Source organism: Kribbella hippodromi (genome assembly GCF_039531045.1).
Taxonomy (GTDB): Bacteria; Actinomycetota; Actinomycetes; order Propionibacteriales; family Kribbellaceae; genus Kribbella; species Kribbella hippodromi.
This window is the reverse complement of record NZ_BAAAPH010000012.1, coordinates 80,977-102,634: the sequence shown is the minus strand read 5'-3', so window position 1 is coordinate 102,634 and position 21,658 is coordinate 80,977. Positions and strand designations below refer to the sequence as shown.

Below are 21,658 nucleotides of genomic sequence, written 5' to 3'. Positions count from 1 at the left end.
ACACCCTCCGTATGCAACCCTTAACCAAACGCACCCAGGAACGGAGCCCCAACCCCATGCCCCGCCAACCGCTCCTCACCGCCGCCACCCTCACCCTCCTAACCCTGACCGCCTGCACCCATTCCCCCGAAGCCGGCCAGCCCAACACCACCCCCACCACTCCGACCACCACCTCGAACCCCACGCCCACCCCCTCCAGCCCAACCTGGACCACAGAGCAACAAACCGCCATCACCGCCGCCAAGGCCAGGTACACAGTGGCCAGGGCTGCGGTCAACGCTGCCTTCAAGCAGCCGGCAAAGGCCACCACCTCAGCACTCGAGACCGCTGGCAACGGGGGCAGCTGGATGACTGCGGTCGCCGGGCAGCTCGACTTCCAGATCGAGCACGGCTGGTACCAGACAGGCGACGCGACAGTCACGTCGCTCGAGGTCCGGTCGGTCAACCTCGACCTTGAGCAGCCAGAGGTCAAGCTGACGAGTTGCATCGACAGCTCGCGGGTCGTCTCGCGGTACCTGTCCAGCGGCAAGCCCGTACCGGTCGCTTCCGACAACGGCAGCCATCACCGGTTCGAGTCCCGTCTCGTGTACGCGAAGAGCGCAAAGACCGGGCAGAAGATGTGGTTCCTGGTTGACGAGAAGACTACGAAGCCATGCTGATTCGGATCGCGCCCTGGGGGTTCCTCGCGTCGGCACTCGTTCTGTCGGTCACGGGTGGTGTAGCAGCCGCTGATCCGGCCTCGACGGTGTCTGATCCGCAGCTGGAGAAGGTCTGCGACGTCTTCGGGAAGTGCCGATTCATCGTCTCGTCAGACCTGGACGACCCCGGAAAGCCCGCGACGCCAGGGAAGGACGGCGAAGGAGGAAAGCAGGTTAAGCGCGTATGTGAGTTCAACGGCGGCGCACAGGCCTGTACGTCCAAGTTGGGAAACTGGTCGAACGGTCAGCAGTGCTACATGCGGCGCGAGGAACCACAGCCGCCGTACACCGATGCGCGCTGGGAGGGCCACACAGACGGAAGCATCTGGGCGTGCGTACGGCAGCAGGGGTACGCCGGCGGCAAGCACCTGGTGACCAAGTGGGTTTGGTTGCCTGGGGAGCCTGACACCGTGGTGGTTGATCCGTTGACGTTGGTGTACCGGGCGGTTGCGGCGATGCGGTTGAGGCCGCCTCTGGTGCGGAGTGTGCCTGGGGTTGGGGAGGTTGGGCTGGTGAACATGCCGGTTTGGTTGTGGGTTGCGAAGACGGACAACACGTGGGGGCCGATTGAGCGGGTGGCTAGTGTGCCTGGGTTGTCCGTGACCGCGAGGGCGCAGGTGGTTGCGGTCAACTGGGCGTTGGGAGATGGCCAGGTGGTGCGGTGTGAAGGGGCTGGGACCGCGTACACCGTGGCGATGGGTGTGAAGGACTCGCCTGATTGTGGGCATCGGTACAAGAAGACGTCGCGGAAGCTGGCCAACTGCAAGTACCCGGTGACGGCGACGGCGCAGTGGAAGATCACCTGGGAAAGCACGCTCGGCGACACCGGGCAGATCGACCTGGCCCAGCAGGCCTCCACCCAGCTACGAATCGGCGAAGCCGTGCCCGTCCTGGTCGACCCGGCCGGCGGCGACCAAATCGCGCCAACGAAACAATCAGAGTGCTCCTAGGCGGCGCGGTGAGAGGCTGCGGGGTGCCTGGTGGGTGCCTGGTAGGCGGACAGGGCGGGGCAGGCAGGGCGTACGCGGCGGAGGTCGGGTACGCGGAGAGTGCTGGGTAATTGGCGAGTGGCGGGTAATTAGCGGGTGGCGCGTAATTGGTGGATGGCGGGTATGTGGTGGGGCGCAGTTGCCGGGTAGGTGGGGCGGGGCGGTTTGCGTGTGTGGGGTTGGGGTGGGCCGGGGGGAGATTACGATTGGTTCATGTCTGGACCGGTGACTGACTCGCGGATTTATTTGCTGGATGCGGATGAGCGGCGGGTTGCGCCTGGGGGGCCGGCGGTGGTTGGGCCGGATGGGGTGCGGGAGGAGATTCCGGCGGTGGTGTACCGGGCGGTGCAGCATGTGCTGGAGGCGATGCGGGCCGGGCGGGCGGTGAAGGTGGTGCCGTTGCGGGCCGAGTTGCCGGTTGACGAGGCGGCTGATGCGATCGGGATGGGGCGCGACGACCTGCGGAAGAACGTGGGGCAGGGCGCGGTGCCGTTCCGGTCCAGTGAGCATGTGGACTGGGTTCAGCTGGCCGACGTGATCAAGTGGGACAACGAACGCCGGGAGCGGCGGCGGGCCGTTCTCGACGAGATGCTGGCCGACGGGTACGACGATGACGGTGAGTCGTCCTCGTGACCGAGTCAGCGTATTCGCCGGGCGCGGGGAGACCGGAGCGGGCGTTCCTGGACGCCAACGTGATCCGCGGGCAGCAGACCAACGACATCATGCTGTCGCTGGCCGACGAGGGCGTCTTCGAACCGCGCTGGACGCAGCACGTGATCGACGAGATGCGCCGGAACCGCCCGCCGGGGGTGTCGGAGACGGCGATCGACCGACGTATCTCGCTGATGAATCGCGCGTTCGAGGACGCGATGACCGAGGTGCCGCCGCAGCAGTTGCAGGATCAGATGCAGGCCGACCCGAAGGACAAGCACGTACTGGCCGGGGCCGTGCACAGCCAGTCGGACGTACTGGTCACGAACAATCTCAAGGATTTCGATCCGCCCACCACTGGCCCGAACGCGATGCGGGTCGAGAGCGTGAACCAGTTCCTGAGTCGCAAGCTCGAGGAGAATCCGGAGCAGGTACGGGCCGGCCTCCAGACCATGCTCGACCGCAGCCGGCGCGATCCGCGGACGATGTCGGCGTTGATCGACACGATGGCGGAAGGGCGGGAGCTGCAGGAGTTCGCCCAGAACCTCAACGCGGCCGTACCGCCGGACCAGCGCGGCAGTTCACCCGCCCTGACGGAGAACGTGCAGCAGGCGGGCAGTGAGCTGCGTACGGACAGCGCGCTGGGCACCGCGCAGCACGCCGCCCTCGACGGGGTCGCACAACCGGGCAAGGTGCGGGCGCCGACGAGTACGCCAGAAGCACGCAAGTCCGCGGGCCAATCCCAGAGCACCGAGAGGACAAAAGACCCCGACCAAGGCAAGTAACAGCCGCCCGCACCCCACCGGCCGATGCGGTAGGCGCGGTGGATGTGGTGGCGCGGCGATCCTGCCGAAGGGGTGGGTCGATGCGGTCGGTGCGGCTACTGGCGTTCGGGCTGGGTGCGGGTCGGGGATGTGTAGCGGTGGGCGGCCGGAGCTTGTGAGGTTGCCGGCGCGGACCCCGTCGGTGCGGGCAGACCTGACGGCGCGGAGCCCGACGGTGTGGCCAAGCCGGACGTGGTCAGGCGCAGAGCGTGTTGCGTGTCTTGCCGGGCCTGGTCGTCGTCGCCGCCGAGTGGCTCGATGCACTCCGTCAAGGCCGCGCGGACCGGCTCGGGACCGACGCCAAAGGCTTCGGACATGATCTCGTTCTGCCGGTCGGCGATCCGAGTCCAGTCGATCCGGTAGCCGGCCGCCTCCGCGGCGTGGTCCAGGAAGATCCGCTGAGTCCGGCCGTTGCCCTCGACGAACGGGTGCAGGACGTTCACGCCGGCGTAAGTCCGGGCCAGTACGTCGACGACCTCTGCCGTCGGCCGATCGCGCAGCTCGGCCGGATCACCGAGCTGGGCGAAGAGCACCGGCGCCAGGCGCTCAAGGTCTTCGGGTTTGACGAACTCGTGCCCCGGCGCGTCCGGATCCTTCGAGGGCCGCACCAGTTCGGTCGCGCGCAGTTCGCCGGCCCAGTCGTAGACGTCCTGGAAGAGCTGCCGGTGGATGGCGCGCAGGTGGTCCAGGTCGAACGTTTGCGGGATCTCGACGTCGCCGGCGATCAGTTCGGTGCCGCGCTCCGCGGACCGGAGGCGTTCCTCGTCCTTGAGCGTGTCGGCGTCGTGGATGCCGAGCCTGTTGATCAGGCAGTCGTCGATCTGGCCGGGCCAGAAGTAATCGCCCCAGTTTTCGAACGTTGCCATCAGCGCAGTTCGTTCAGGAGGCGGGTGCGTTCGTCGGTGGTGATTTCGCCGAGGAGGTAGCGGGCCAGGATGTCGATTTCTGGGTCGCTCAGTGTCATGTTCTCCATCCGCCAGGAGGCGACCAGATTGTCCAGTTTGCGTCGTTTGCCGGCGTCGAGACGGTCCACGGCGCGATCTGGTACGGCGCGGTCTGGCATCAGGGGCCTCCGGGGGTTAGGTCCAGGTGGGGGAAGGAGCGGAGTTGGTTGTCCTGGTGGTAGGTGAAGAAGGCGGCGATCAGGCCGGTGGATTCGCGGCGGGTTTTGGGGTCGGCTTGGGTGGCGGCGGGCCAGTTGCCGGTGAGGAGGGCGGCCAGGTGGGCGACGGTGGCCTGGGCGGGCATGGCTGAGGCGGGTGGGCGGCAGGAGGTGCAGACCATGCCGCCGGAGGCTGGGTTGAAGGCCCGGTGCGGGCCTGGTTCGCCGCAGCGGGCGCAGTCGTCGAAAGAAGGCGCGTACCCGGCGATCGCGAGCGAGCGGAGCAGGAACGCGTCGAGGACCAGTGACGGTTCGCGTTCGCCGGTGGACAGGACGCGGAGCGCGCCGGCGAGCAGGAGGTGCTGCTGGGTGGCAGGCTCCTTCTCCTCGACGACCAGGCGGTCCGCGGTTTCCAGCAGGACGGTGCCGGCCGTGTACCTGGCGTAGTCGCCGACGATGCCCTCGCCGTACGCCGCGATCGACTCCGCCTGGGTGACGACGTCGAGCGTACGGCCGGTGGCAAGCTGCAGGTCGACGTGACTGAACGGCTCCAGCCGGGCGCCGAACCGGGACGACGTACGCCGGACGCCCTTCGCGACCGCACGGACCTTGCCGTGCGCGCGAGTCAGCAGCGTGGCGATCCGGTCCGCCTCACCCAGCTTCTGGGTACGCAGCACGATCGCCTGATCCCGGTAGAGCGGCACGCCCTATTGTCTCACCCGCGACCGACATACTCCTCGAGGCTGGTCGCCGGGCGGCCGGTGAGCTCCTGGACGGCGGTCGACACCTGGGACAGTTCCCCGCTGGCGATGGCGGCGTACGAGGTCACCCAACCAGCTACTTCCCAGGATGGCGCGCCGTACGACTCGCGGGAGCGGTACGCCTCGTCGAGCGTCTCCGGCTCGTACCGAACGGCGCGCCCCAAGGCCTCGGACAGGACAGCGGCGGCTTCGGTCAACGTGAAAGCGCTTGGGCCGGTCAGGTCGTACGTCGCGCCCGAGTGACCGTCCGAGCCAAGGACCGCAGCGGCGACCGCGGCGACGTCGTCGCGCGACACGGCAGCCACGCGCCCGTCGCCGGCCGGGCCGCGGATCACGCCGTCCGCGCCGACGCCGCCGGACACGAAGTCGAGGTACAGGTTGTCCCGCAGGAAGGTGAAGTCGACGCCGCTGGACCGGATGTGCTGCTCGGTATGCCAGTGGTCGCGCGCGAACGTGAATGTCGCGCCGGGCGCCGCGCCGACGAACGACGTGTACACGATCCGTTGCACACCGGCCGCCACCGCCGCGTCGACAGTTGCCTTGTGCAAGGAAACCCGATCGGCCGATTCCGTTGCGCTGAGCAACATCAGTACGTCGACGCCGTCCAGCGCGGACAGCAGCGCGGCATGTTCCCCGTACGCCGCCTGTGCGATCGATGCCCCGGGCAACTGAGGCGCCCGGGCCGGATCGCGCACGATCAGCCGCAGCGGTTGACCGGCGAGCCGCTCCGCGATCCGGGAGCCCAGCTGGCCGGTCGATCCGGTGAGTCCGATCACTTGCCCACCAGGTTCATTCCGCTGTCGGTATACCGTTGCCCCGCCACCGCATCGGGCGGGAAGGCCGCGTCCAGGCCGGCCAGCTCGTCCGGCGTCAGGGTGACGTCCAGCGCGCCGAGGTTCTCGGCCAGGTACGAACGGCGCTTGGTGCCCGGGATCGGTGCCACATCATTGCCCTGCGCAAGCAACCAGGCGAGCGCGAGCTGGCTCGGCGTGACCCCCTTCGCGGCGGCCAGGGTCCGTACCTGCGCGACCAGGTCGAGGTTCTTCTGGAAGTTCTCGCCCTGGAACCGCGGCAGCCCGCGCCGCATGTCGTCCTCGGGGAAGTCGTCCGGCGAGGTGATCTGCCCGGTCAGGAACCCGCGCCCGAGCGGGCTGAACGGCACGAACCCGATCCCCAGCTCACGCAGCGTTGGCAGCACCACCGTTTCCGGGTCGCGCGTCCACAGCGACCACTCGCTCTGCACGGCGCTGATGGGGTGTACGGCGTGCGCCGCCCGCACCGTCTCGCCGTTCACTTCGGACAGGCCGAGGTACCGCACCTTGCCCGCCTCCACCAGCTCGGCCATCGCGCCGACGGTCTCCTCGATCGGGATCTGCGGGTCACGGCGGTGCAGGTACCAGAGGTCGACGTGATCCACCCCGAGCCGCCGCAGCGAAGCGTCCAGCGCGGCCTGGGCGTACTCCGGCGAGCCGTCTACGGCCGTCGGCACCTCGATCGCGGACGCGGCCGACAGCTTGAAGCCGAACTTGGTCGCGAGCACGACCTGGTCGCGACGTCCGGCCAGCGCGCGGCCGACGAGCTCCTCGTTCTCACCGTCGCCGTAGACGTCGGCGGTGTCGATGAAGGTGCAGCCGGCGTCGATCGCGGCGTGCAGGGTGGCGATCGACTCCGACTCGTCCGGCCGGACCCCGTACGACTGGGACATGCCCATACAGCCGAGGCCGAGACTGGAAACGGTCAGGTCACCGAGCTGAGATTCACGCATACCCCGAACCTACCGCCGGGACCGGCCACGCCGGGCAGCACCCCGCGACGGTCGCCTGCGCCCTCCAATGATTCCTGCCTAGACAACATTAATGTGACATTTTGCCGTCCCCCTCCGCCGGAACCGAAACTTTCCGTACATTCGGCGGGCATCCATGAGGCTTGGGGGGTACGGCTCGATGTTCCTGCGACGCGCGCTGCGTTACCGCTGGGCGCAAGCCCTGGTACTGACCGGGATCAGCCTGCTGGTCGGGACCTGCGCGGTCTTCGGACCGTGGTTCGCCCGCGCGGTCGAACAGACCGTGATGACCGAGACGCTGTCCACGCAGCGCCTGCCCGCGTCCTGGCTGATCGCCGCCAAACCGGGTCAGGACGTGCGTCCGGAGACGCTCGATCAGCTCGTACCGGCCGACGTACGCCCGCTCTTCACCCCGCCCGTGCACGGCTACCTCAGCGACATCACCTGGAGCAACGGCGCGGATGCCAACACCGCCCGGCTGCGCTGGCGCGACGGCTTCTGCGCGCAACTCGTGGTCACCGAGGGTCGCTGCCCGCAGGCGGCGAACGAGGTGATCGCGGCCGCCGGCGACGAGACGGCCTGGGACTTCCGGGTCGGGATGACACTGCGCGCGGGTGCGGACAGCGGGCGGAGCGGTCGATTGCGGATCGTCGGCTTCTACCGGCCGAAGGAGCCGCGCGGCGACTACTGGTTCGGTGACTATCCGACCGGGCATTCGCATCCGCCGACCGACAAGGACCCGGGGTCGTCGGATCAGCTGCTCACGGTCCGTACGACGTTCGGCGCGGCCTGGGCGCCGCGGGTCACCTCGGACATCCGCCCGATCCCCGGCGTGGCGCGCCTCGATGACCTGGCCCGGCTCCAGGACGCGACCCGGACCGTGAACGGGAACGCGACCGAGCGCGGCCTCCCGGTCGAGACGACCTCGTCGCTGGTCACCCTGATCGATCAGATCCAGGCCGATCGCAACCAGGCGACCACGATCATTCCGCTGGTGATGGTGCAGGTCGCGTTGTTCGCGGTCGTCGTGCTCGCGCTCGCACTGGCGGCCGTGGTCGACCAGCGGCGGCCCGAGATCGCGCTGTCCCGATTGCGCGGTTCGTCGGCTCGCCGTACGCAACGCGGGCTGGCGATCGAGCTGGGGCTTCCGGTCCTGGCCGGCGCAGTGCTCGGCGCGGCGTCGGGCTTCGGCGTACTCCTGATTGCCCGCGCGACCTGGCTCCGGTACGGCGCGCCGATCGAACTTCCGTGGACCGTACCGGTCGCCGCCGTCGTGGCAGCGGCAGTCGCGCTCGTTGTCGTGCTGCTCCAGGTCCGCGGCGGTGTCCGGCAGCCAATCTCTACCCTGCTTCGGCGGGTCGCGTCCCGCCGAAGCGGCTGGTCGATCGGTGTCGCGGACCTGTGCATCATCGCCTTCGCCGCCGCCGGTCTGATCGCGGCGATCACCGGCGATGGCCGAGGTCCACTCCCCGTCCTGACACCCGCGCTGCTGGCGCTCGCGGTCGGCCTGATGTTCGCGCATCTACTCCTGCCGGCAGCTGGTCTGATCAGTCGCCGCACACTTCGCCGCGGCCGGCTCGGTCTCGCGCTGGGTACGCTGCAGATCTCGCGCCGCCCGGCGGTGACGCGGATCGTCGCCGCCGCAGCCGTCGCCGCCGCGCTGCTGGCGTTCGCCGGTCAGGCTGCGTCGGTCGGCTCGCGCAACCGGGACAGCCGGTCCGGTTACGAGACCGGCGCCGAGGGCGTACTGCGGATGAACAGTCTCTACCTCGCGGACTTCCTCGGCACTGTGAACAAGCTCGACCCGGACCGGCGCTGGCTTACGCCGGTCGTGGTCGCCCGGCCCAGCTCCCCCGACGCGCTGCGGACGGCGATGATCGAGCCGGACAGCTTCCGCCGGATCGCGTTCCGCGGCGATCAGCTCACCGACGCCCAGGGCTGGCAGGCGCTGACGGCACCGAGTGACCCGGCACCGATCGAGCTCAAGGGATCGCAGCTGACCGCGACCGTCTCGGCCGGCGCGATCAAGGCGCTGGTCGCCCGCGACGGGAACGGTGACACGATCGGCTCCGGCGCACCCAAGTCGCTCATCCTGCGGGCGAACGTGGTGAGTCATCGCGACGGCGCCCGGTACCTGGTCTCCTTCCCGCCGCTGCGCTTCCCGGCGACCAAACCGGTCGTACTGCGGGCAGCCGTGGAGTGTCAGGCCGGCTGTGACCTGCTGCGGCTCGGGATCGGTCGCGAAACTCTCGACTCGGTCGGGCTGGAAGGCGAGCTGATGATCAGCAACCTGGCCAGCGACGACAACCCACACCTCGCATTGGGCAAGCCCGATGCCTGGCGGCCGCTCCAGGAACTACAGTCCGACCAGGGATCCGCGACTGCCAAACCGGGCGGCGCGCTGACGATCGCGATGAAGAGCTACGGCAACGACCAGTTCCTGCAGTACTCGACCGTACCGCCGGTGGTGCCCGCACTGATCACACCGGAGTACCGCTACACCGCCAACGACACCACCAGTCCGACAGTCGACAGTACGCCGCTCCTGCTGTCCCGGATCGATCGTCTGCAAGCGCCGGTCAACCGGTACGGCGATCGCACCGCGGTTGTCGATCTCGAAACCGCCCGTCGGCTGGGTGGTGCCGTCGACGCGGGCCAGACCGATTTCCAGGTCTGGCTGAACAAGGACGGCCTGGCGAACGTCGACATGATCACCGCGCAGTTGGCCAAGCAAGGGTTGACTGCCGAGCTGATCGACCGCCGAGGCGACCGGATCGCGTCGTACGGGCGATCCGCCAGCGCACTGGCTTTACAACTGACTCCAGTCGTCGGTGCAGCCGCTTGGGTACTGGCAATCGTCGTACTACTGCTCACTGTGGTCACGTCGTGGCGCTCCCGGGCGCAGGACTACGCCAGCCTGCAGATCACGGGCGTACCGTCCGCGACAACAGGACGGGCCGCACGCTGGGAACAGACAGGACCGGTGGCACTAGCCGTCCTACTCGGAACGGCCTGTGGACTGTTAGGTGCACATGTGGCGCTTCCACTGATCCCCTTGTTCGCCAGCAGCAGCGGACCGGTACCTCTGGACCTCAGTACGAACTGGCCGGTCGCTGTGCTTCTCTGGCTCGCTGGTACCGCGCTCCTGTCGGCTGTGACGCTTCTCCTCGGTACCGAAGTCAACAGACGCTCCAGCTACAGCCGAATCCGGGAGGAGCTCACATGACCGGTCTGGCGATCACTACTACTGGCCTCGTCCACATCTACCGTGCCCACGGACATGACGTCGCTGCATTGTCCGGTATCGGGATCACTGTCCGGCCGGGTGAAATGGTCGGACTGCTCGGGCCGTCCGGTGCTGGCAAGTCGACGCTTCTCCAGCTGTGCGGCGGCCTGCTCACCCCGAGCGCCGGGCGGTTGCAGATCGGTGAGCACAACGTCGCCACCATGACGGAGAACGAGCTGGACCGGATGCGCTCCGGGGACGTCGGCATCGTGCTGCAAGGCGCCGGGCGGAACCTCATTCCGTACCTGACGCCGGAGGAGAACATCCGGTACGCGCAGGGCGCCGCGCCACGCGAACGTACCCTCCCGACTTCGGGCAGCGTGCTCGAACTGGTGGGCTTGGGCAATCATGCGCGTACGCCGTTGGGCCGGTTGACGCCCGGACAGGTGCAGTTGTGCGCGGTCGCGGTCGGGATCGCTACCCGTCCCGGTCTGTTGCTCGCCGACGAGCCGACCAGTCAGCTTGATCACCACGCTCGCGACGAAGTACTCGCCGCGATTCGGACAGTGAATCAGGAGACGGGGATGACGGTGCTGCTGGTCACGCACGATCCCGAGGTCGCAGCGACGCTGCCCCGGACGATCACGATCCGGGACGGGCGGATCGCGTCCGAAGGGCGGTCCGGTGAGGAGTACGCGGTGGTCGCGGTGGACGGATCGTTGCCGCTGCCGCCGCATGTCGCCGAGCTGCTGCCGGCCGGGACGCTCGTCCAGGTCACTACGGACAACGGCGAGATCCGGCTGACCCCGGTGGAGCAGGAGGACAACCAGTGATCAGCCTGAGCCAGGTGACGGTCCGGTACGGGGACGTGACCGCGGTGTCCGATGTGTCGCTCACTGTGCCGCCGGGATTCGTCCTCGCGGTCAGCGGACCGTCCGGTGCCGGGAAGAGTTCGTTGCTGTGGGCAATCGCCGGTGCGGTACCGGTGGCGAAGGGCCAGGTCGAGGTGGACGGCCTGGTGATCACCGACCGGCCGGCGGCGGCCGCGCACGGCGTCGTGCTCATCCCGCAGGGCAACGGCCTGGCCCGGGTGCTGACCGCGCGCGAGAACCTGTCGATCCCACTGCTGGCCGAACGCAAGCCGAACGACGAGGTGGAACGTACGATCGACCAGGCGCTGACCGGCGTCGCACTGGAGGAAAGCGGCGACCACCTGGTGGAGGAACTGTCCGGCGGCGAACAGCAACGCGTCGCCGTCGCCCGCGGGATTGCCCAGCAAGGCCGGGTGATCCTCGCCGACGAATCCACCAGCGAACTCGACGGCACCAACCGCGAGCGCGTACTGGATCTCCTGCACGCCGAGGCCCGCCGCGGCGCAGCCGTCATCATCGCCACCCACGACCCGGCAGTCGCCGCCACCGCCCACGGCCACGCCACCATGGCCGAAGGCCACCTCAACTGGCTACGCCGAATCTGACATACTCGACGGTAGGATGTCGGTAGGGTGGATAAAAAGCAGCTCAGCGACGACGAGATCGAGGCTGCGGTGGAAGGCATCGTCGCCGGAAATCAGCTGGCCGAGCACGAACCCGACGAGCAGTCCGCCGACCTCGCCCGCCGCCAGCTCCGCGGCGAAATCACCGCCGACGAGGCCGTCCAGCAAGAAATCAAGCGCACGCTCGAAGAGTTCAAGCACGACTGATGCCGAGCAAGTACACCTACCCGGATTCCGAGGTCCTGCGGAACAAGTTCGGTCTCCAGGACGCGCAGGAGGCGCACGTCATGGAGACCAGGCTCGCCTATGTCCGCGCCGCGGAGCTGGTGCAGAACCCGGTTCAGGGCAACTACGACCTGAAGCATCTCATCTGCTCGATGTCAACGGCCGGCTGTTCCAGGACATGTACGACTGGGCCGGGAAGCTCCGCGACGTGCCGACGTACACGACGACCACCCCAGCTCGTGCACTGCCTGCCGGAGCACTTGGAGGAGCAGTCGCGGTTCGTCTTCCGGCAGTTGCAGCGGGACGACCTGCTGCGAGGCATGCGTGACGAGCAGTTCAACGACCGGCTCGCCTACCACTGGGGTGAGCTGACCGCGCTGCATCCGTCACTGAACGGGAACACCCGCAGCCAGCGCGTGTTCGTGGACCAGCTGACGCAGCAGGCCGGCCGATCGATCGACTGGGCAGCGGTGAACCAGAACGCCCAGGCGTTCAAGACCGCTCGGCTACGTGCCCACGCCGGCGACCACCTCCCGCTGCGTGATCAGGTCGCGCAGGTTGTCCGGCCAGGCGGGCGGACGACGACCGGAGTCGAACTGGCCGGCCCATCCGTCGACCCCAAGGTGGCCGAGGCGGCGCTCTCCGGGCTCGCAGCACCGGGCGCGACAACCACCCAAAGCGGCACCACAACCAAGGAAAACCCCACCAAGCCCCGCACCCGCGGTGGCCAAGAACTCGGCTGACCTACAGGCGCAGTTCTAGCTCGCGGTGTTGCTCTACGGGGTGGAAGCCGAAGTGGGTGTTGATTTTGCGCATGGCGGTGTTGGTGAGGGCGGTCCAGGTGTGTAGGTGGCGTTGGGTGGTGCGGTGATTGGAGAGTTGGTCCAGGTTGGCCAGTTTCAAATGCATACCGAGGTTGTGGCCGCGGTGTTCGCGGAGGACCAGTGTGTCGTCCTGTTGGGCGTGGTCCGCGTCGGCGCGGGGTAGGTACATGAGCGTGTACCCGGCGGGCTCCCCCGCCTCGGTGTGCGCCATCGTCACCAAAGCGAGGTAGTTCCGGTTCAGGCGCAGCTCGTTGGCCTCTAGCTTCGAGACCGTCCACGGGACGACTTCGCGCGTCATCCCACCGGTCGGCACATCCTGGTCCATCGCGGTGTGCAGATCCGCGTACGCCTGCAGATGCTCCGCCGGGCACACCCCCGCCCAGGACGTCAGCCGGTACCCGGAGAGCCGGCCCGCCGACTCCCGCAGCTCGTCGAGGCGCACCTCGTCAAAGGGCAGCGGTACGACCAGCTGCTCCTCGACATGCTCGGTCACAAAACCCAGCCGCTCCGCGAAGATCGCCCCCGGCCATGGTTCGGAAGGTACTCCGAGCTCGGTCTGCACGATCGTCCGCCCGAGCTGCGCGGTACGAGTCACCGCCCACTGCCACAGCGCTGTACCGATCCCCCGCCGCCGATGCTCCGGGGGTACGTCGATCTCGACCTCGACCGTGTCCAGATTGTCGGTCAGCCGGTACTCGTACAGCATCGCGCCGAGGACGCGATCGTTCTCGAACGCACCGACCGCGATCCGCGCCTTCACCGGACTGGGATTGCGCATCGAGTACCCAAGCGCCTCCCGCCCGATCACCAGCGCCACACTCCGCCCAGCGACCGCCCCGGCCCGAAAGGCGTCGTACCACTCGTCGAACAAGGCCAGGTCGGCCGGGTCGATCTCGCGTATCACGATCATCCGACTGACCTAATCAAACAATCAGGTCAGACCACCACCGTTGACACGGAGGGAAGCACCTGTCACATTCTTGCAGTGCATCAAGGGTAACTCTTCACAGAATCGGCTGTCCCGCTCGCCGCGTGCGCTTGCAGTGGTCGAACTGGTTCGTGCGTTTCCAGGCTGGATCAGTTTGGTGATCGGGTGCATCGTGGCGACCGCCGCCTGGCCGGCGATCTTCGCAGCGCTGGTCGCACACCTGATCACCATCCTTCCGGCGGCAGCTGTGTCCGGCTCGCACTCAGGTGCGGGAGCCGACGTCTTACCAGTTCTCTCCGGCATCGCCTTTGTCCTGGTGGCACAAGAGGTGACGCGCGCCGCGTACGAGGTGGTGCGCTGGGAGCTGTATCGACGGTATGAGGAACACCTGGTTGGCCGGGTGATCCGAGCGGCTCTGGGCGCGAGCACCCTGGATGTCTTCGAGCGGCCTGACCTGGCCGCGAAGACCGACCGTGCAGTGCGCGTCGCAGGCCTCGAACCCGGGGACCTCGTCGACGGCTTGACCATGAAGTGGCCGCTGCAAGCCCAGGGCATCGCAGCGGCGGTCTTGGTAGGCACGGTTTCGCTCCCGGCGGCCGCGATCCTGAGCTTGGTCTGGATCCTCGTCGGTAACAGACTGCAAGCGAACATGCGCCGCTCCGATCAGTTCACCTGGGAAGACTCGGTACATGCCGCGAGCTACACGCACCGGATCGGATTGCGTCCAGAGTGGGCCAAGGAGGTGCGCATCTTCGCTCTCGTCGGCTGGCTTTCGGATCGCTATGGTCGCCAGACTGCGCGGATACTCACGCAACTTGCCGATGCCCGCAAGGTCGGGCAGCGCCCGCTGGCCGTCCTCCTCACCCTCATCGTGGTCGCCAATGCCGTCGTTGTCGCGCTGGCCATACGGGCGGCTCTGAACGGGAACCTCGGCGTCGGCGCGGTCCTCCTACTGCTCCAAGGCATGCTCGGTATGAGCCTCCTCGCCGATCAGACCGGCGACGATCTGATCGAGTACGGCGCCAGCCGTGTACCAGTCGTTCTCGAGTTGGAACACCTCGTCGCCAATCAGTCGGCCACTGCCACACCCTGTGGTACCGGCGGTGCGTCCGGACGTCCGAGGGAATCGATCGTGTTCGAGGACGTGACCTTCGGGTATCCCGGAGCAGGCAAGGTCATCTTCGACCGGCTGAACCTCGAGATCCGGGCCGGAACATCGCTCGGCATCGTCGGGCTGAACGGAGCAGGCAAGACGACGCTGATCAAGCTGCTTACTGGGCTCGAAGTGCCGCAGAGCGGCCGGATCCTCGTCGACGGCACCGATCTGCGCGAGATCGATCAAGAATCGTGGCGGAAGTCCGTGGCGGCGATCTTCCAGGACTTCGTTCGCTACGAGATGTCCGCGCGAGACAACATCGGTCTCGGAGCAGTCGAGCAGTTGGGAACGGCCGATATCGACCAGGAAATCGAGCGCTCCGCGACGCGAGCGGGTGCGAGCTCCCTCCTCGGTGGGCTTCGCCACGGCCTCGACACCACGCTCTCTTCCCGGCTTGAGGACGGAGTTGATCTCTCTGGTGGTCAATGGCAACGGGTAGCCCTTGCCAGAGCACTCATGGCAGTACAAGGCGGCGCACGCGTTCTCGTTCTCGACGAACCAACCGCACAACTCGACGTTCGCGCCGAGGCAGACATCTACAACAACTTCCTCGAGCTCACGGCCGGCTTGACCAGTGTTGTGATCAGCCATCGATTCTCCACGATCCGTCGCTCCAGCCGGATCATCGTGCTCGACGGCGGACAAGTTGTCGAAGACGGCTCTCATGAACAACTCCTAGCGGCCGGCGAGGTCTACGCCCGCATGTTCCGCAAGCAAGCGCTGCGCTTCACATCCAGCACCCGAGGAGGGAACCGATGACTGAGAACGCTGCCAGTGCCGGGCGCTGGCGTGTCGTCACCACGATGCTGCGCCTGGCCTGGCAGGCAGATCGCGCGGCAGCGGTGCTTGCGTTCGTACTGGCTGGGCTGCAGGCGCTCACGCTGGCGTCCTTCGGATTGTGGCTGAAGCTTGTCGTTGACGGCATCCAAACCGGCAATCCGCTGACCGTCGTGGCCGGCGCTGCCGGCGGGGTCATTTCGATTGCCATCAATGTCAGCTTCGCCTATGGCGGACAACGTGCCCAGTCTCGGCTGCGCGACCACACCCGATACATGATGAACGCGCAGATCCTCAACCTCGTCGGTGCGGCGCCGACGCTGGAGCTCCATGAGAGCCCTCAGCACCTGAACGAGTTGTCCGCATTCCAACGCGAGGGCCATCAGCTCAGCCAGGTCCTGCCGAGGATGGTGGAGCTCTGTACCGTCACTGTGCAGATCATCACGACCGCGGTCCTCATGGTTCTGGTAAATCCGCTCCTCCTTGCCCTGCCGTTGTTCGCCGTTCCGTCACTGCTCGTCAGCTTCAAGACAAGCCGCATCATGCGCGACAGTGGCCGGCGAGCAGCCACACCCGCCCGGCTCGCTGAGCATCTTGTAGAGGTCACTGCCGCTCCTGGGGGTGCGAAGGAGGTCCGCCTCTTCAGGCTGCAGGCGGAGCTGCTGTCCAGATTTCACCAGGCGCACTACCAGATCCGGCGCTTGAACGGACAAGCCCAGCTTCACGTCGCCGCATTGAGCCTTGCCGGGCGACTGGTCTTCATCGCCGCGTACGTAGCTTCCATCGCACTTGTGGTGCGTCTGGTCGCCGACGGCGAAGCGAGCATTGGCGAGGCCGCACTGATCGCGGTCCTTGCCGGACAAGTGCTCGGGCTGGTCAGCGGTTCCAGTGAGGTCCTACAGCTCACGATCCGCAGTCTGGTGGCGGCTGACCGGTTCGTCAGCCTTCAGGACCTCTTCGGTCGCGCGGCCCAACAAGGCCACAGCACCCGTCCTGTACCGCTGCGGCTCCGGCGCGGCATCACGCTGTCCGACGTTTCCTACCAGTACGACAACACCGCACATCCTGCCCTTGAGAAGATCCACCTGGACCTGCCCGCAGGCTCCACGGTCGCCATTGTCGGCGAAAACGGCGCCGGCAAGTCGACCCTGGTCAAACTTCTCGCCGGTCTCTACAGCCCGACCCACGGCACCATCACGATAGACGAGGAAGATCTGGCCTCCGTCGACCTCGCCCAGTGGCAGGACCGGATCTCAGCCGCGTTCCAAGACCACGCCCGGTTCGAACTCCTGGTACGCGAAACCATCGCACTCGGAGACGTCCAACTGTTGTCCGGCGACGCTGATCCGGATGCCAGGGTGCTTGAGGCCCTCGACCGCGCCGCGGCCACTGACGTTCTGTCCGCCCTGCCCCACGGGCTCGGAACCCAGCTCGGCTCAGGCTGGCCCGCCGGCGTGGACCTGTCCGGAGGACAGTGGCAGAAGCTTGCGATCGCCAGAGCCATGATGTGCCCTGCTCCTGCGTTGCTTCTTCTTGACGAGCCCTCGGCGGCACTGGACCCCGAAACCGAGCATCGACTGTTCGAGGCCTGGACGCAGGTCGCGCAGGAGCTGCGGGAGCGGGTCGGCTCCATCACTGTCCTGGTATCGCACCGGTTCTCCACGGTACGCATGGCCGACCGGATCGTCGTGCTCCGGAACGGAACGATTGCAGAACAAGGCTCGCATGAAGAACTCGTCCGCAAGAACGGCCTGTATGCAGAGCTCTTCAACCTCCAAGCCGCTGCCTACCGATAACCTCGACCTGCGGACTATCGGGTCGTCGTTCTTACCCACCGCCGGTCTGCACGCGTTCTTCAACTGTGGTCACCGCGTGGGCGTACACAAGGCCAGGTCGGCCGGGTTGAGCTCGTGTATGAGGATCACCCGGCCGACCCAACCAAACAATGGGGTCAGGGCGCCAGTTGTTTAGACCGGTGCGATCTTGCCCTGGTACATGCCCATGATCACGAAGTTGTCCGCGTACGGGGCGTTCTTCAGGATCGGGTCGTCGTCGGCCGGGAACTTGGCTACCCGCTTGCCCTCGAGTGCCGGGTTGTTTCCGTAGCGCTCCCAGAGCGGGATGATCGGCAGCAGTTCGTTGAACGCGTGCGCCGCGGCGGTGACGTTCTTCTTCTGCTCGTCCAGGTTCAGGCCCTGGGCCGACTTCTCCACCACTGCCTGCAGGTCGATCGGACCGGCCGAGGTGGTCTGCTTGAGCGGGAAGTTCATTCCCTTGCCGCCGGAGTTCGCGGCGATCACGTAGTTGAACGTGTACAGGTCCTGGACGTACGAGAAGTACGGGTGCGGGTGGTTCGACGCGCCCCAGCTCTGGATCGCGAAGTCGAACTTGCCGGCCAGCACGTCCGGGGTCAGCTGGGTGAAGGTGATCCCCCGCTTGGTGATGTTGAAGCCGAACTTGTTCAGCTGGTCGGCCGCGTTGGTGGCGGCCGGGTTCCAGTCCGCGAACTCGGTCGGGAACTTGATGTCGTACGCGGCCGGCTTGCCGTTCGGCAGCATCCACTTGCCGCCGCTCTGCTTCCAGCCGGCCGCCTGCAGCAGCTGAGCGGCCTTCGCCTCGTCCTTCTCGTACGCCTGCAGCTTCTTCTGGTCGGCGTCCGAGATCCAGTCCGGTACCGAGATGTCGGAGAAACCGGCCATGAACTTGCACGGCTTGCCGGAGTCGCCGAGCGCGACGGTACCGTTCTCGGCCCGGTCCAGGATGTACGCGATCGCCTGCCGCACGCGGACATCGGAAAGCTCCGGGTGCGCGGTGTAGTTGAACACCAGCGCCGGACCCGAGTACACCGGCGGGCGCAGGATCCGGAAGCCGCTGCCGAGCAGGGTCTTCTCGGTCGCCACCGCGAAACCGTGGGTGGCGTAGTCGACGTCCTTGTTCAGCACGACCGGGGTGACGTCGGAGGTCTCACCGTTGTACAGCACGACCTTGCTGAAGCTGATCTTGTCGGCGAACAGGCCCTTGTCGTTCTTGACCAGCGTCATCTGCGAGTTGGTCATGCTCTTCGGGTCGTAGTTGAACGGCCCCGAGACGACCGGGTTCTCCGGGCGGAACTTCTGGAAGTCGCCGTTGAGCTTCTTGCCCTCGTCGCTGTCCAGGCTGGTCTTGGCCTTCCGCATCGTCTCGGCCTTGGTCGCCCACTCGCCGTAGACCGAGTCCGGCAGGATGCCGGCGCGGAGGATGTAGCGCTCCAGGACGGTCGACGGCGTGCCGATCGTGAACAGCACGGTGGTGTCGTCCTTGGCGCTGACGTCGGCCAGGAACGTCCAGGCCTGCTGGCGCATCAGCCAGTGCAGGTTGAACGTCGACACGACGTCCTTGGCGGTCACCGGCTTGCCGTCGCTCCAGGTCAGCCCGGAGCGCAGTTTCAGGGTGTAGGTCTTGTTCGCCTCGTCCAGGGTGCCGGACTCGGCCATCATCCATTCCCATTTCTTGTCGGCCCAGTAGTACAGGCCGGCGCTCGGGTAGACGAGGTCGAAGTACGGGCTGGTGCTGGCCTGGATTCCGTCGGTGACACCGGCGGCCAGGTTGAAGTGCCCCTTGGGCGGCAGCTGGTACGGGTACGCGCCGTGGAACTCCTTGTCGCCGCCCTTGCTGTCGCCGCCGCTGGCGTTCGGCTTGCTCGGCGAGCACGCTGCCGTACCGATGCCGGCCGCGCCGACACCGGCGATACCGAACAACTGGAGCACGTGCCGGCGGGAGACTGCGTTCGTCCGGGCGCTGGCGCCCGTCTCGTTAGGGCCGGAATCGTTGGTGCCGGTGGGACTCATCCTTCGTCCTTTCTGGACTGACCACACGCCCATGTGCGGGTCAGGTACTGCTGGTGGGATTTAACTTCCGCCCTCGCGCTTGTCCCGGCGCCGGGTGTAGAACACGCCGGCGACGACCACCAGGCCCAGTAGCAGGCCCAAACACAAGGTGAACAGGGTGACGACGAACTCGGGTGTGCCCGGCGTCAGGGTGAGCAGCAGGACTCCGCTGGCCAGCACCAGAAATGCTGCCCAGCCGAGCGCCGCCCGGCCGATCTGGGGGCCCATCAGGCCCCCGGTCCGCCCGATCGCAGTTCTGGTATGCCGTCGCGCGCGACCACATGACACGCGGCGGACTGACCGGACCGGATCTCGACCAGCTGCGGGATCTTCCCGTCGCACAGCCCGTCCTCGAACTGCGGGCAGCGCGGATGGAACGAGCAGCCGGCCGGCAGGTTCGCCAGGCTCGGAATCTCCAGGCTGCGCAGGGATTCCCGGCCCTTGGTCTTGGTCAGGTCCGGATCGGGCTCCGGGATCGCGTCGATCAGCGCCCGGGTGTACGGGTGGGTCGGCGCGTTGATGATCTTCGGAGTCGGGCCGAACTCGACGATCCGGCCCAGGTACATCACCGCGGTCTTGCCGCTCCAGCCGAAGTACTTGGCGATCGCGAGGTCGTGGGTGATGAACAGGAAACCGACGCCGAGGTCGTCCCGCAGCCGGCCGAGCATCGCCAGCACGCTGATCCGGATCGACACGTCCAGCATCGACGTGGATTCGTCCGCGATGATCAGCTTCGGGTCCAGCGTCAGCGCCCGCGCCACCGCGACCCGCTGCCGCTGACCGCCGGACAACTGGTGCGGGAACTTCGGCAGGTAGCTCGCGGCCGGCGTCAGGTCGACCTTGGTGAGCAACTCGACCGCCTTCTCGACGGCTTCCTTCTTGCTCTTCACGACACCGTGCTTGAGCAGCGGCGCGGTGATCGTCTGCTGGATCGTCCGGGTCGGGTTCAGCGACGCGTACGGGTCCTGGTGCACGTACTGCACGCTGCGCCGGAACGTACCGAACTCGGCCCGCTTCATCGACCAGATGTCCGTACCGCCGAACGAGACCTGACCACTGCTCGGCCGGGCCAGACCGGCCGCCATCCGGGCCGCGGTGGTCTTGCCCGAACCGCTCTCGCCGACCAGGCAGAGCACCTCGCCGGGGTTGATCGACAGATCGATGTCGTCCACCGCGCGGATCGGGCCGGCGGCGGTGTCGAACACCTGGCTGACCCCGCCGAGGGTGATCAGCGGCGCTGCTTCCTGCGGGGACTTCTCCAGTGCGCTCACGATGCCGTCCCCAGGTTCTCGTTCGGTACCTCGCGTTCGAGGTGTACGTCGCCGGTGTGGATACAGGCCGCCTCATGCGCATCGCCCGGCTCGTCGGTGATCGGGATCAGCTGCGGGTCGGTGGCGTTGCATTCCTCGGTCGCGTACTTACATCTCGGCGCGAACGTACAGCCGGGTGGCAGCGCGGCCAGGCTGGGCGGCCCGCCGGGGATCGACTCCATGTCGGGCAGATCGCCGACGATCGGCGGCACCGCCTTGATCAGGCCGAGCGTGTACGGGTGCCGCGGCCGGTAGAACATGTCCCGTACGCCACCGGTCTCGATGATGCGGCCGGCGTACATGGTGGCCACCCGGTCCGCGAGTTCGGCGGCCAGGGACAGGTCGTGCGAGATGAAGATCATCGAGAAGCCGAGCCGGTCGCGGACCTCGTGGAGAACATCGACGACGGACCGCTGGGTGAGGATGTCGAGCGCGGTGGTCGGCTCGTCGAGGATCAGTACCTCGGGCTCGAGCAGCAGGCTCATCGCGATCAGTACGCGCTGCCGCATCCCGCCGGACAGCTCGTGCGGGTAGCTGTCCATCACGCGGGACGGCTCGAGGCGCACCAGCCGGAGCAGTTCGCCGGCCCGATCCTCGATCTCCTGCTTGCTGGCTTTGGTGTGCGCACGCATCGTGTCGTGCATGTGCGCGCGGATCTTCAGTACCGGGTTGAAGGCGTTCATCGCGCCCTGGAAGACCATCGCGGCGTCCCGCCAGCGGAACTTGCGCAGGTCGCGGCCGTCCAGGCCGAGAACGTCGATCTCGGTGCCGTCGCCGCGGTTGAACGTCACCTTGCCGCTGGCGTGCCCGAGCCGCGGCAGCAACCGCAGCAGCCCGAGCCCGAACGTGGTCTTGCCGCAGCCGCTCTCCCCGACCAGGGCCAGGCTCTCGCCCGGGTACAGGTCGAGGTCGACGCCGCGGACCGCCTGCACCGTGGTGCCGGAACCGGTCCGGTACTCGACCTTGAAGTCGCGCACCGACAGCAGTGGTTTGCCTTCGCCGCCACGCTTCGCGCGCGGGCTCGTAGAGGTGCTCGTCATCGC

Annotated in this window: 21 protein-coding genes; 11 read left to right on the top strand and 10 right to left on the bottom strand. The window is 67.2% G+C overall.

The features are described from left to right. The first annotated feature begins 56 nt into the window (after window positions 1-56). The 4 genes from ABD260_RS19610 to ABD260_RS19595 all read left to right on the top strand — a co-directional run bounded on the left by ABD260_RS19610 (window position 57) and on the right by ABD260_RS19595 (window position 3,123). Complete coding sequence (locus ABD260_RS19610) at window positions 57-659, top strand: hypothetical protein (protein ID WP_344235046.1); 603 nt, start codon at window positions 57-59, stop codon at window positions 657-659. Continuing rightward, window positions 653-1,648, top strand: coding sequence for a hypothetical protein (locus tag ABD260_RS19605; RefSeq protein ID WP_344235045.1), 996 nt, complete (start codon window positions 653-655; stop codon window positions 1,646-1,648). Before ABD260_RS19610 ends, ABD260_RS19605 begins: the two co-directional genes overlap by 7 nt. Window positions 1,649-1,900: 252 nt before the next feature. Further along, complete coding sequence (locus ABD260_RS19600) at window positions 1,901-2,320, top strand: hypothetical protein (RefSeq protein ID WP_344235044.1); 420 nt, start codon at window positions 1,901-1,903, stop codon at window positions 2,318-2,320. Continuing rightward, window positions 2,317-3,123, top strand: a complete 807-nt coding sequence (locus tag ABD260_RS19595) for a PIN domain-containing protein (RefSeq protein ID WP_344235043.1) — start codon at window positions 2,317-2,319, stop codon at window positions 3,121-3,123. The genes ABD260_RS19600 and ABD260_RS19595 overlap by 4 nt, the downstream gene beginning before the upstream one ends. 95 nt (window positions 3,124-3,218) lie before the next feature. Here the strand turns inward: ABD260_RS19595 and ABD260_RS19590 are convergent, their stop codons facing one another. Genes ABD260_RS19590 through ABD260_RS19570 form a run of 5 tightly spaced genes read right to left on the bottom strand, consistent with a single transcriptional unit; the run spans window position 3,219 to window position 6,790 of the window. Next, the gene (locus ABD260_RS19590; RefSeq protein WP_344235042.1) at window positions 3,219-4,028 is read right to left on the bottom strand and encodes a Fic/DOC family protein; all 810 of its coding nucleotides are present in this window, start codon (window positions 4,026-4,028) and stop codon (window positions 3,219-3,221) included. Next, window positions 4,028-4,225 carry an antitoxin VbhA family protein gene (locus tag ABD260_RS19585; protein ID WP_344235041.1) on the bottom strand — a complete coding sequence of 66 codons (198 nt, stop codon included), beginning with the start codon at window positions 4,223-4,225 and terminating at the stop codon, window positions 4,028-4,030. The genes ABD260_RS19590 and ABD260_RS19585 overlap by 1 nt, the downstream gene beginning before the upstream one ends. Beyond that, the gene (recO, locus tag ABD260_RS19580; RefSeq protein WP_344235040.1) at window positions 4,225-4,968 is read right to left on the bottom strand and encodes a DNA repair protein RecO; all 744 of its coding nucleotides are present in this window, start codon (window positions 4,966-4,968) and stop codon (window positions 4,225-4,227) included. The genes ABD260_RS19585 and recO overlap by 1 nt, the downstream gene beginning before the upstream one ends. An 11-nt stretch (window positions 4,969-4,979) precedes the next feature. After that, a complete protein-coding gene (locus tag ABD260_RS19575) occupies window positions 4,980-5,801 on the bottom strand; it encodes an SDR family oxidoreductase (RefSeq protein ID WP_344235039.1) in 822 nt (273 codons plus the stop codon). Next, window positions 5,798-6,790, bottom strand: a complete 993-nt coding sequence (locus ABD260_RS19570) for an aldo/keto reductase (RefSeq protein ID WP_344235038.1) — start codon at window positions 6,788-6,790, stop codon at window positions 5,798-5,800. The genes ABD260_RS19575 and ABD260_RS19570 overlap by 4 nt, the downstream gene beginning before the upstream one ends. Window positions 6,791-6,944: 154 nt before the next feature. Here ABD260_RS19570 and ABD260_RS19565 point away from each other — a divergent pair, with 154 nt between their 5' ends. Genes ABD260_RS19565 through ABD260_RS19545 form a run of 5 tightly spaced genes read left to right on the top strand, consistent with a single transcriptional unit; the run spans window position 6,945 to window position 12,497 of the window. After that, window positions 6,945-10,034 (top strand): FtsX-like permease family protein, encoded by a 3,090-nt coding sequence (locus tag ABD260_RS19565; RefSeq protein WP_344235037.1) that lies wholly within the window; start codon window positions 6,945-6,947, stop codon window positions 10,032-10,034. Further along, window positions 10,031-10,867: an ABC transporter ATP-binding protein gene (locus tag ABD260_RS19560; protein WP_344235036.1), complete on the top strand. Its 837-nt coding sequence runs from the start codon at window positions 10,031-10,033 to the stop codon at window positions 10,865-10,867. The genes ABD260_RS19565 and ABD260_RS19560 overlap by 4 nt, the downstream gene beginning before the upstream one ends. Continuing rightward, window positions 10,864-11,511: an ABC transporter ATP-binding protein gene (locus tag ABD260_RS19555; RefSeq protein WP_344235035.1), complete on the top strand. Its 648-nt coding sequence runs from the start codon at window positions 10,864-10,866 to the stop codon at window positions 11,509-11,511. Before ABD260_RS19560 ends, ABD260_RS19555 begins: the two co-directional genes overlap by 4 nt. Before the next feature lie 27 nt (window positions 11,512-11,538). Next, on the top strand, window positions 11,539-11,736 hold the full coding sequence (locus ABD260_RS19550; protein WP_344235034.1) for a hypothetical protein: 198 nt from the start codon (window positions 11,539-11,541) through the stop codon (window positions 11,734-11,736). Continuing rightward, the gene (locus tag ABD260_RS19545) at window positions 11,736-12,497 is read left to right on the top strand and encodes a Fic/DOC family protein (protein ID WP_344235033.1); all 762 of its coding nucleotides are present in this window, start codon (window positions 11,736-11,738) and stop codon (window positions 12,495-12,497) included. The genes ABD260_RS19550 and ABD260_RS19545 overlap by 1 nt, the downstream gene beginning before the upstream one ends. A 1-nt stretch (window position 12,498) precedes the next feature. Here the strand turns inward: ABD260_RS19545 and ABD260_RS19540 are convergent, their stop codons facing one another. Next, window positions 12,499-13,488, bottom strand: a complete 990-nt coding sequence (locus ABD260_RS19540) for a GNAT family N-acetyltransferase (RefSeq protein WP_344235032.1) — start codon at window positions 13,486-13,488, stop codon at window positions 12,499-12,501. A 133-nt stretch (window positions 13,489-13,621) separates the two neighbouring features. Here ABD260_RS19540 and ABD260_RS19535 point away from each other — a divergent pair, with 133 nt between their 5' ends. Then, a complete protein-coding gene (locus tag ABD260_RS19535) occupies window positions 13,622-15,421 on the top strand; it encodes an ABC transporter ATP-binding protein (protein WP_344235031.1) in 1,800 nt (599 codons plus the stop codon). Continuing rightward, window positions 15,418-17,235 (top strand): ABC transporter ATP-binding protein, encoded by a 1,818-nt coding sequence (locus ABD260_RS19530; protein WP_344235030.1) that lies wholly within the window; start codon window positions 15,418-15,420, stop codon window positions 17,233-17,235. The genes ABD260_RS19535 and ABD260_RS19530 overlap by 4 nt, the downstream gene beginning before the upstream one ends. 171 nt (window positions 17,236-17,406) lie before the next feature. Here the strand turns inward: ABD260_RS19530 and ABD260_RS19525 are convergent, their stop codons facing one another. Genes ABD260_RS19525 through ABD260_RS19510 form a run of 4 tightly spaced genes read right to left on the bottom strand, consistent with a single transcriptional unit; the run spans window position 17,407 to window position 21,655 of the window. After that, window positions 17,407-19,266 carry an ABC transporter substrate-binding protein gene (locus ABD260_RS19525; protein ID WP_344235029.1) on the bottom strand — a complete coding sequence of 620 codons (1,860 nt, stop codon included), beginning with the start codon at window positions 19,264-19,266 and terminating at the stop codon, window positions 17,407-17,409. A gap of 60 nt (window positions 19,267-19,326) precedes the next feature. After that, the gene (locus ABD260_RS19520) at window positions 19,327-19,533 is read right to left on the bottom strand and encodes a hypothetical protein (RefSeq protein WP_344235028.1); all 207 of its coding nucleotides are present in this window, start codon (window positions 19,531-19,533) and stop codon (window positions 19,327-19,329) included. Then, window positions 19,533-20,576 carry an ABC transporter ATP-binding protein gene (locus tag ABD260_RS19515; protein ID WP_344235027.1) on the bottom strand — a complete coding sequence of 348 codons (1,044 nt, stop codon included), beginning with the start codon at window positions 20,574-20,576 and terminating at the stop codon, window positions 19,533-19,535. The genes ABD260_RS19520 and ABD260_RS19515 overlap by 1 nt, the downstream gene beginning before the upstream one ends. Beyond that, window positions 20,573-21,655 carry an ABC transporter ATP-binding protein gene (locus ABD260_RS19510; RefSeq protein ID WP_344235026.1) on the bottom strand — a complete coding sequence of 361 codons (1,083 nt, stop codon included), beginning with the start codon at window positions 21,653-21,655 and terminating at the stop codon, window positions 20,573-20,575. The genes ABD260_RS19515 and ABD260_RS19510 overlap by 4 nt, the downstream gene beginning before the upstream one ends. Between the last annotated feature and the right edge of the window lie 3 nt (window positions 21,656-21,658).

Excerpts from the sequence above, each read along its gene's own strand:
- ABD260_RS19600 (WP_344235044.1), top strand. The coding sequence starts at position 1,901 with ATGTCTGGACCGGTGACTGACTCGCGGATTTATTTGCTGGATGCGGAT.
- ABD260_RS19530 (WP_344235030.1), top strand. The coding sequence starts at position 15,418 with ATGACTGAGAACGCTGCCAGTGCCGGGCGCTGGCGTGTCGTCACCACG.
- ABD260_RS19585 (WP_344235041.1), bottom strand. The coding sequence starts at position 4,225 with ATGCCAGACCGCGCCGTACCAGATCGCGCCGTGGACCGTCTCGACGCC.
- ABD260_RS19525 (WP_344235029.1), bottom strand. The coding sequence starts at position 19,266 with ATGAGTCCCACCGGCACCAACGATTCCGGCCCTAACGAGACGGGCGCC.
- ABD260_RS19540 (WP_344235032.1), bottom strand. The coding sequence starts at position 13,488 with ATGATCGTGATACGCGAGATCGACCCGGCCGACCTGGCCTTGTTCGAC.
- ABD260_RS19570 (WP_344235038.1), bottom strand. The coding sequence starts at position 6,790 with ATGCGTGAATCTCAGCTCGGTGACCTGACCGTTTCCAGTCTCGGCCTC.
- ABD260_RS19610 (WP_344235046.1), top strand. The coding sequence starts at position 57 with ATGCCCCGCCAACCGCTCCTCACCGCCGCCACCCTCACCCTCCTAACC.
- ABD260_RS19605 (WP_344235045.1), top strand. The coding sequence starts at position 653 with ATGCTGATTCGGATCGCGCCCTGGGGGTTCCTCGCGTCGGCACTCGTT.
- ABD260_RS19510 (WP_344235026.1), bottom strand. The coding sequence starts at position 21,655 with ATGACGAGCACCTCTACGAGCCCGCGCGCGAAGCGTGGCGGCGAAGGC.
- ABD260_RS19520 (WP_344235028.1), bottom strand. The coding sequence starts at position 19,533 with ATGGGCCCCCAGATCGGCCGGGCGGCGCTCGGCTGGGCAGCATTTCTG.
- ABD260_RS19545 (WP_344235033.1), top strand. The coding sequence starts at position 11,736 with ATGCCGAGCAAGTACACCTACCCGGATTCCGAGGTCCTGCGGAACAAG.
- ABD260_RS19590 (WP_344235042.1), bottom strand. The coding sequence starts at position 4,028 with ATGGCAACGTTCGAAAACTGGGGCGATTACTTCTGGCCCGGCCAGATC.
- ABD260_RS19560 (WP_344235036.1), top strand. The coding sequence starts at position 10,031 with ATGACCGGTCTGGCGATCACTACTACTGGCCTCGTCCACATCTACCGT.
- ABD260_RS19565 (WP_344235037.1), top strand. The coding sequence starts at position 6,945 with ATGAGGCTTGGGGGGTACGGCTCGATGTTCCTGCGACGCGCGCTGCGT.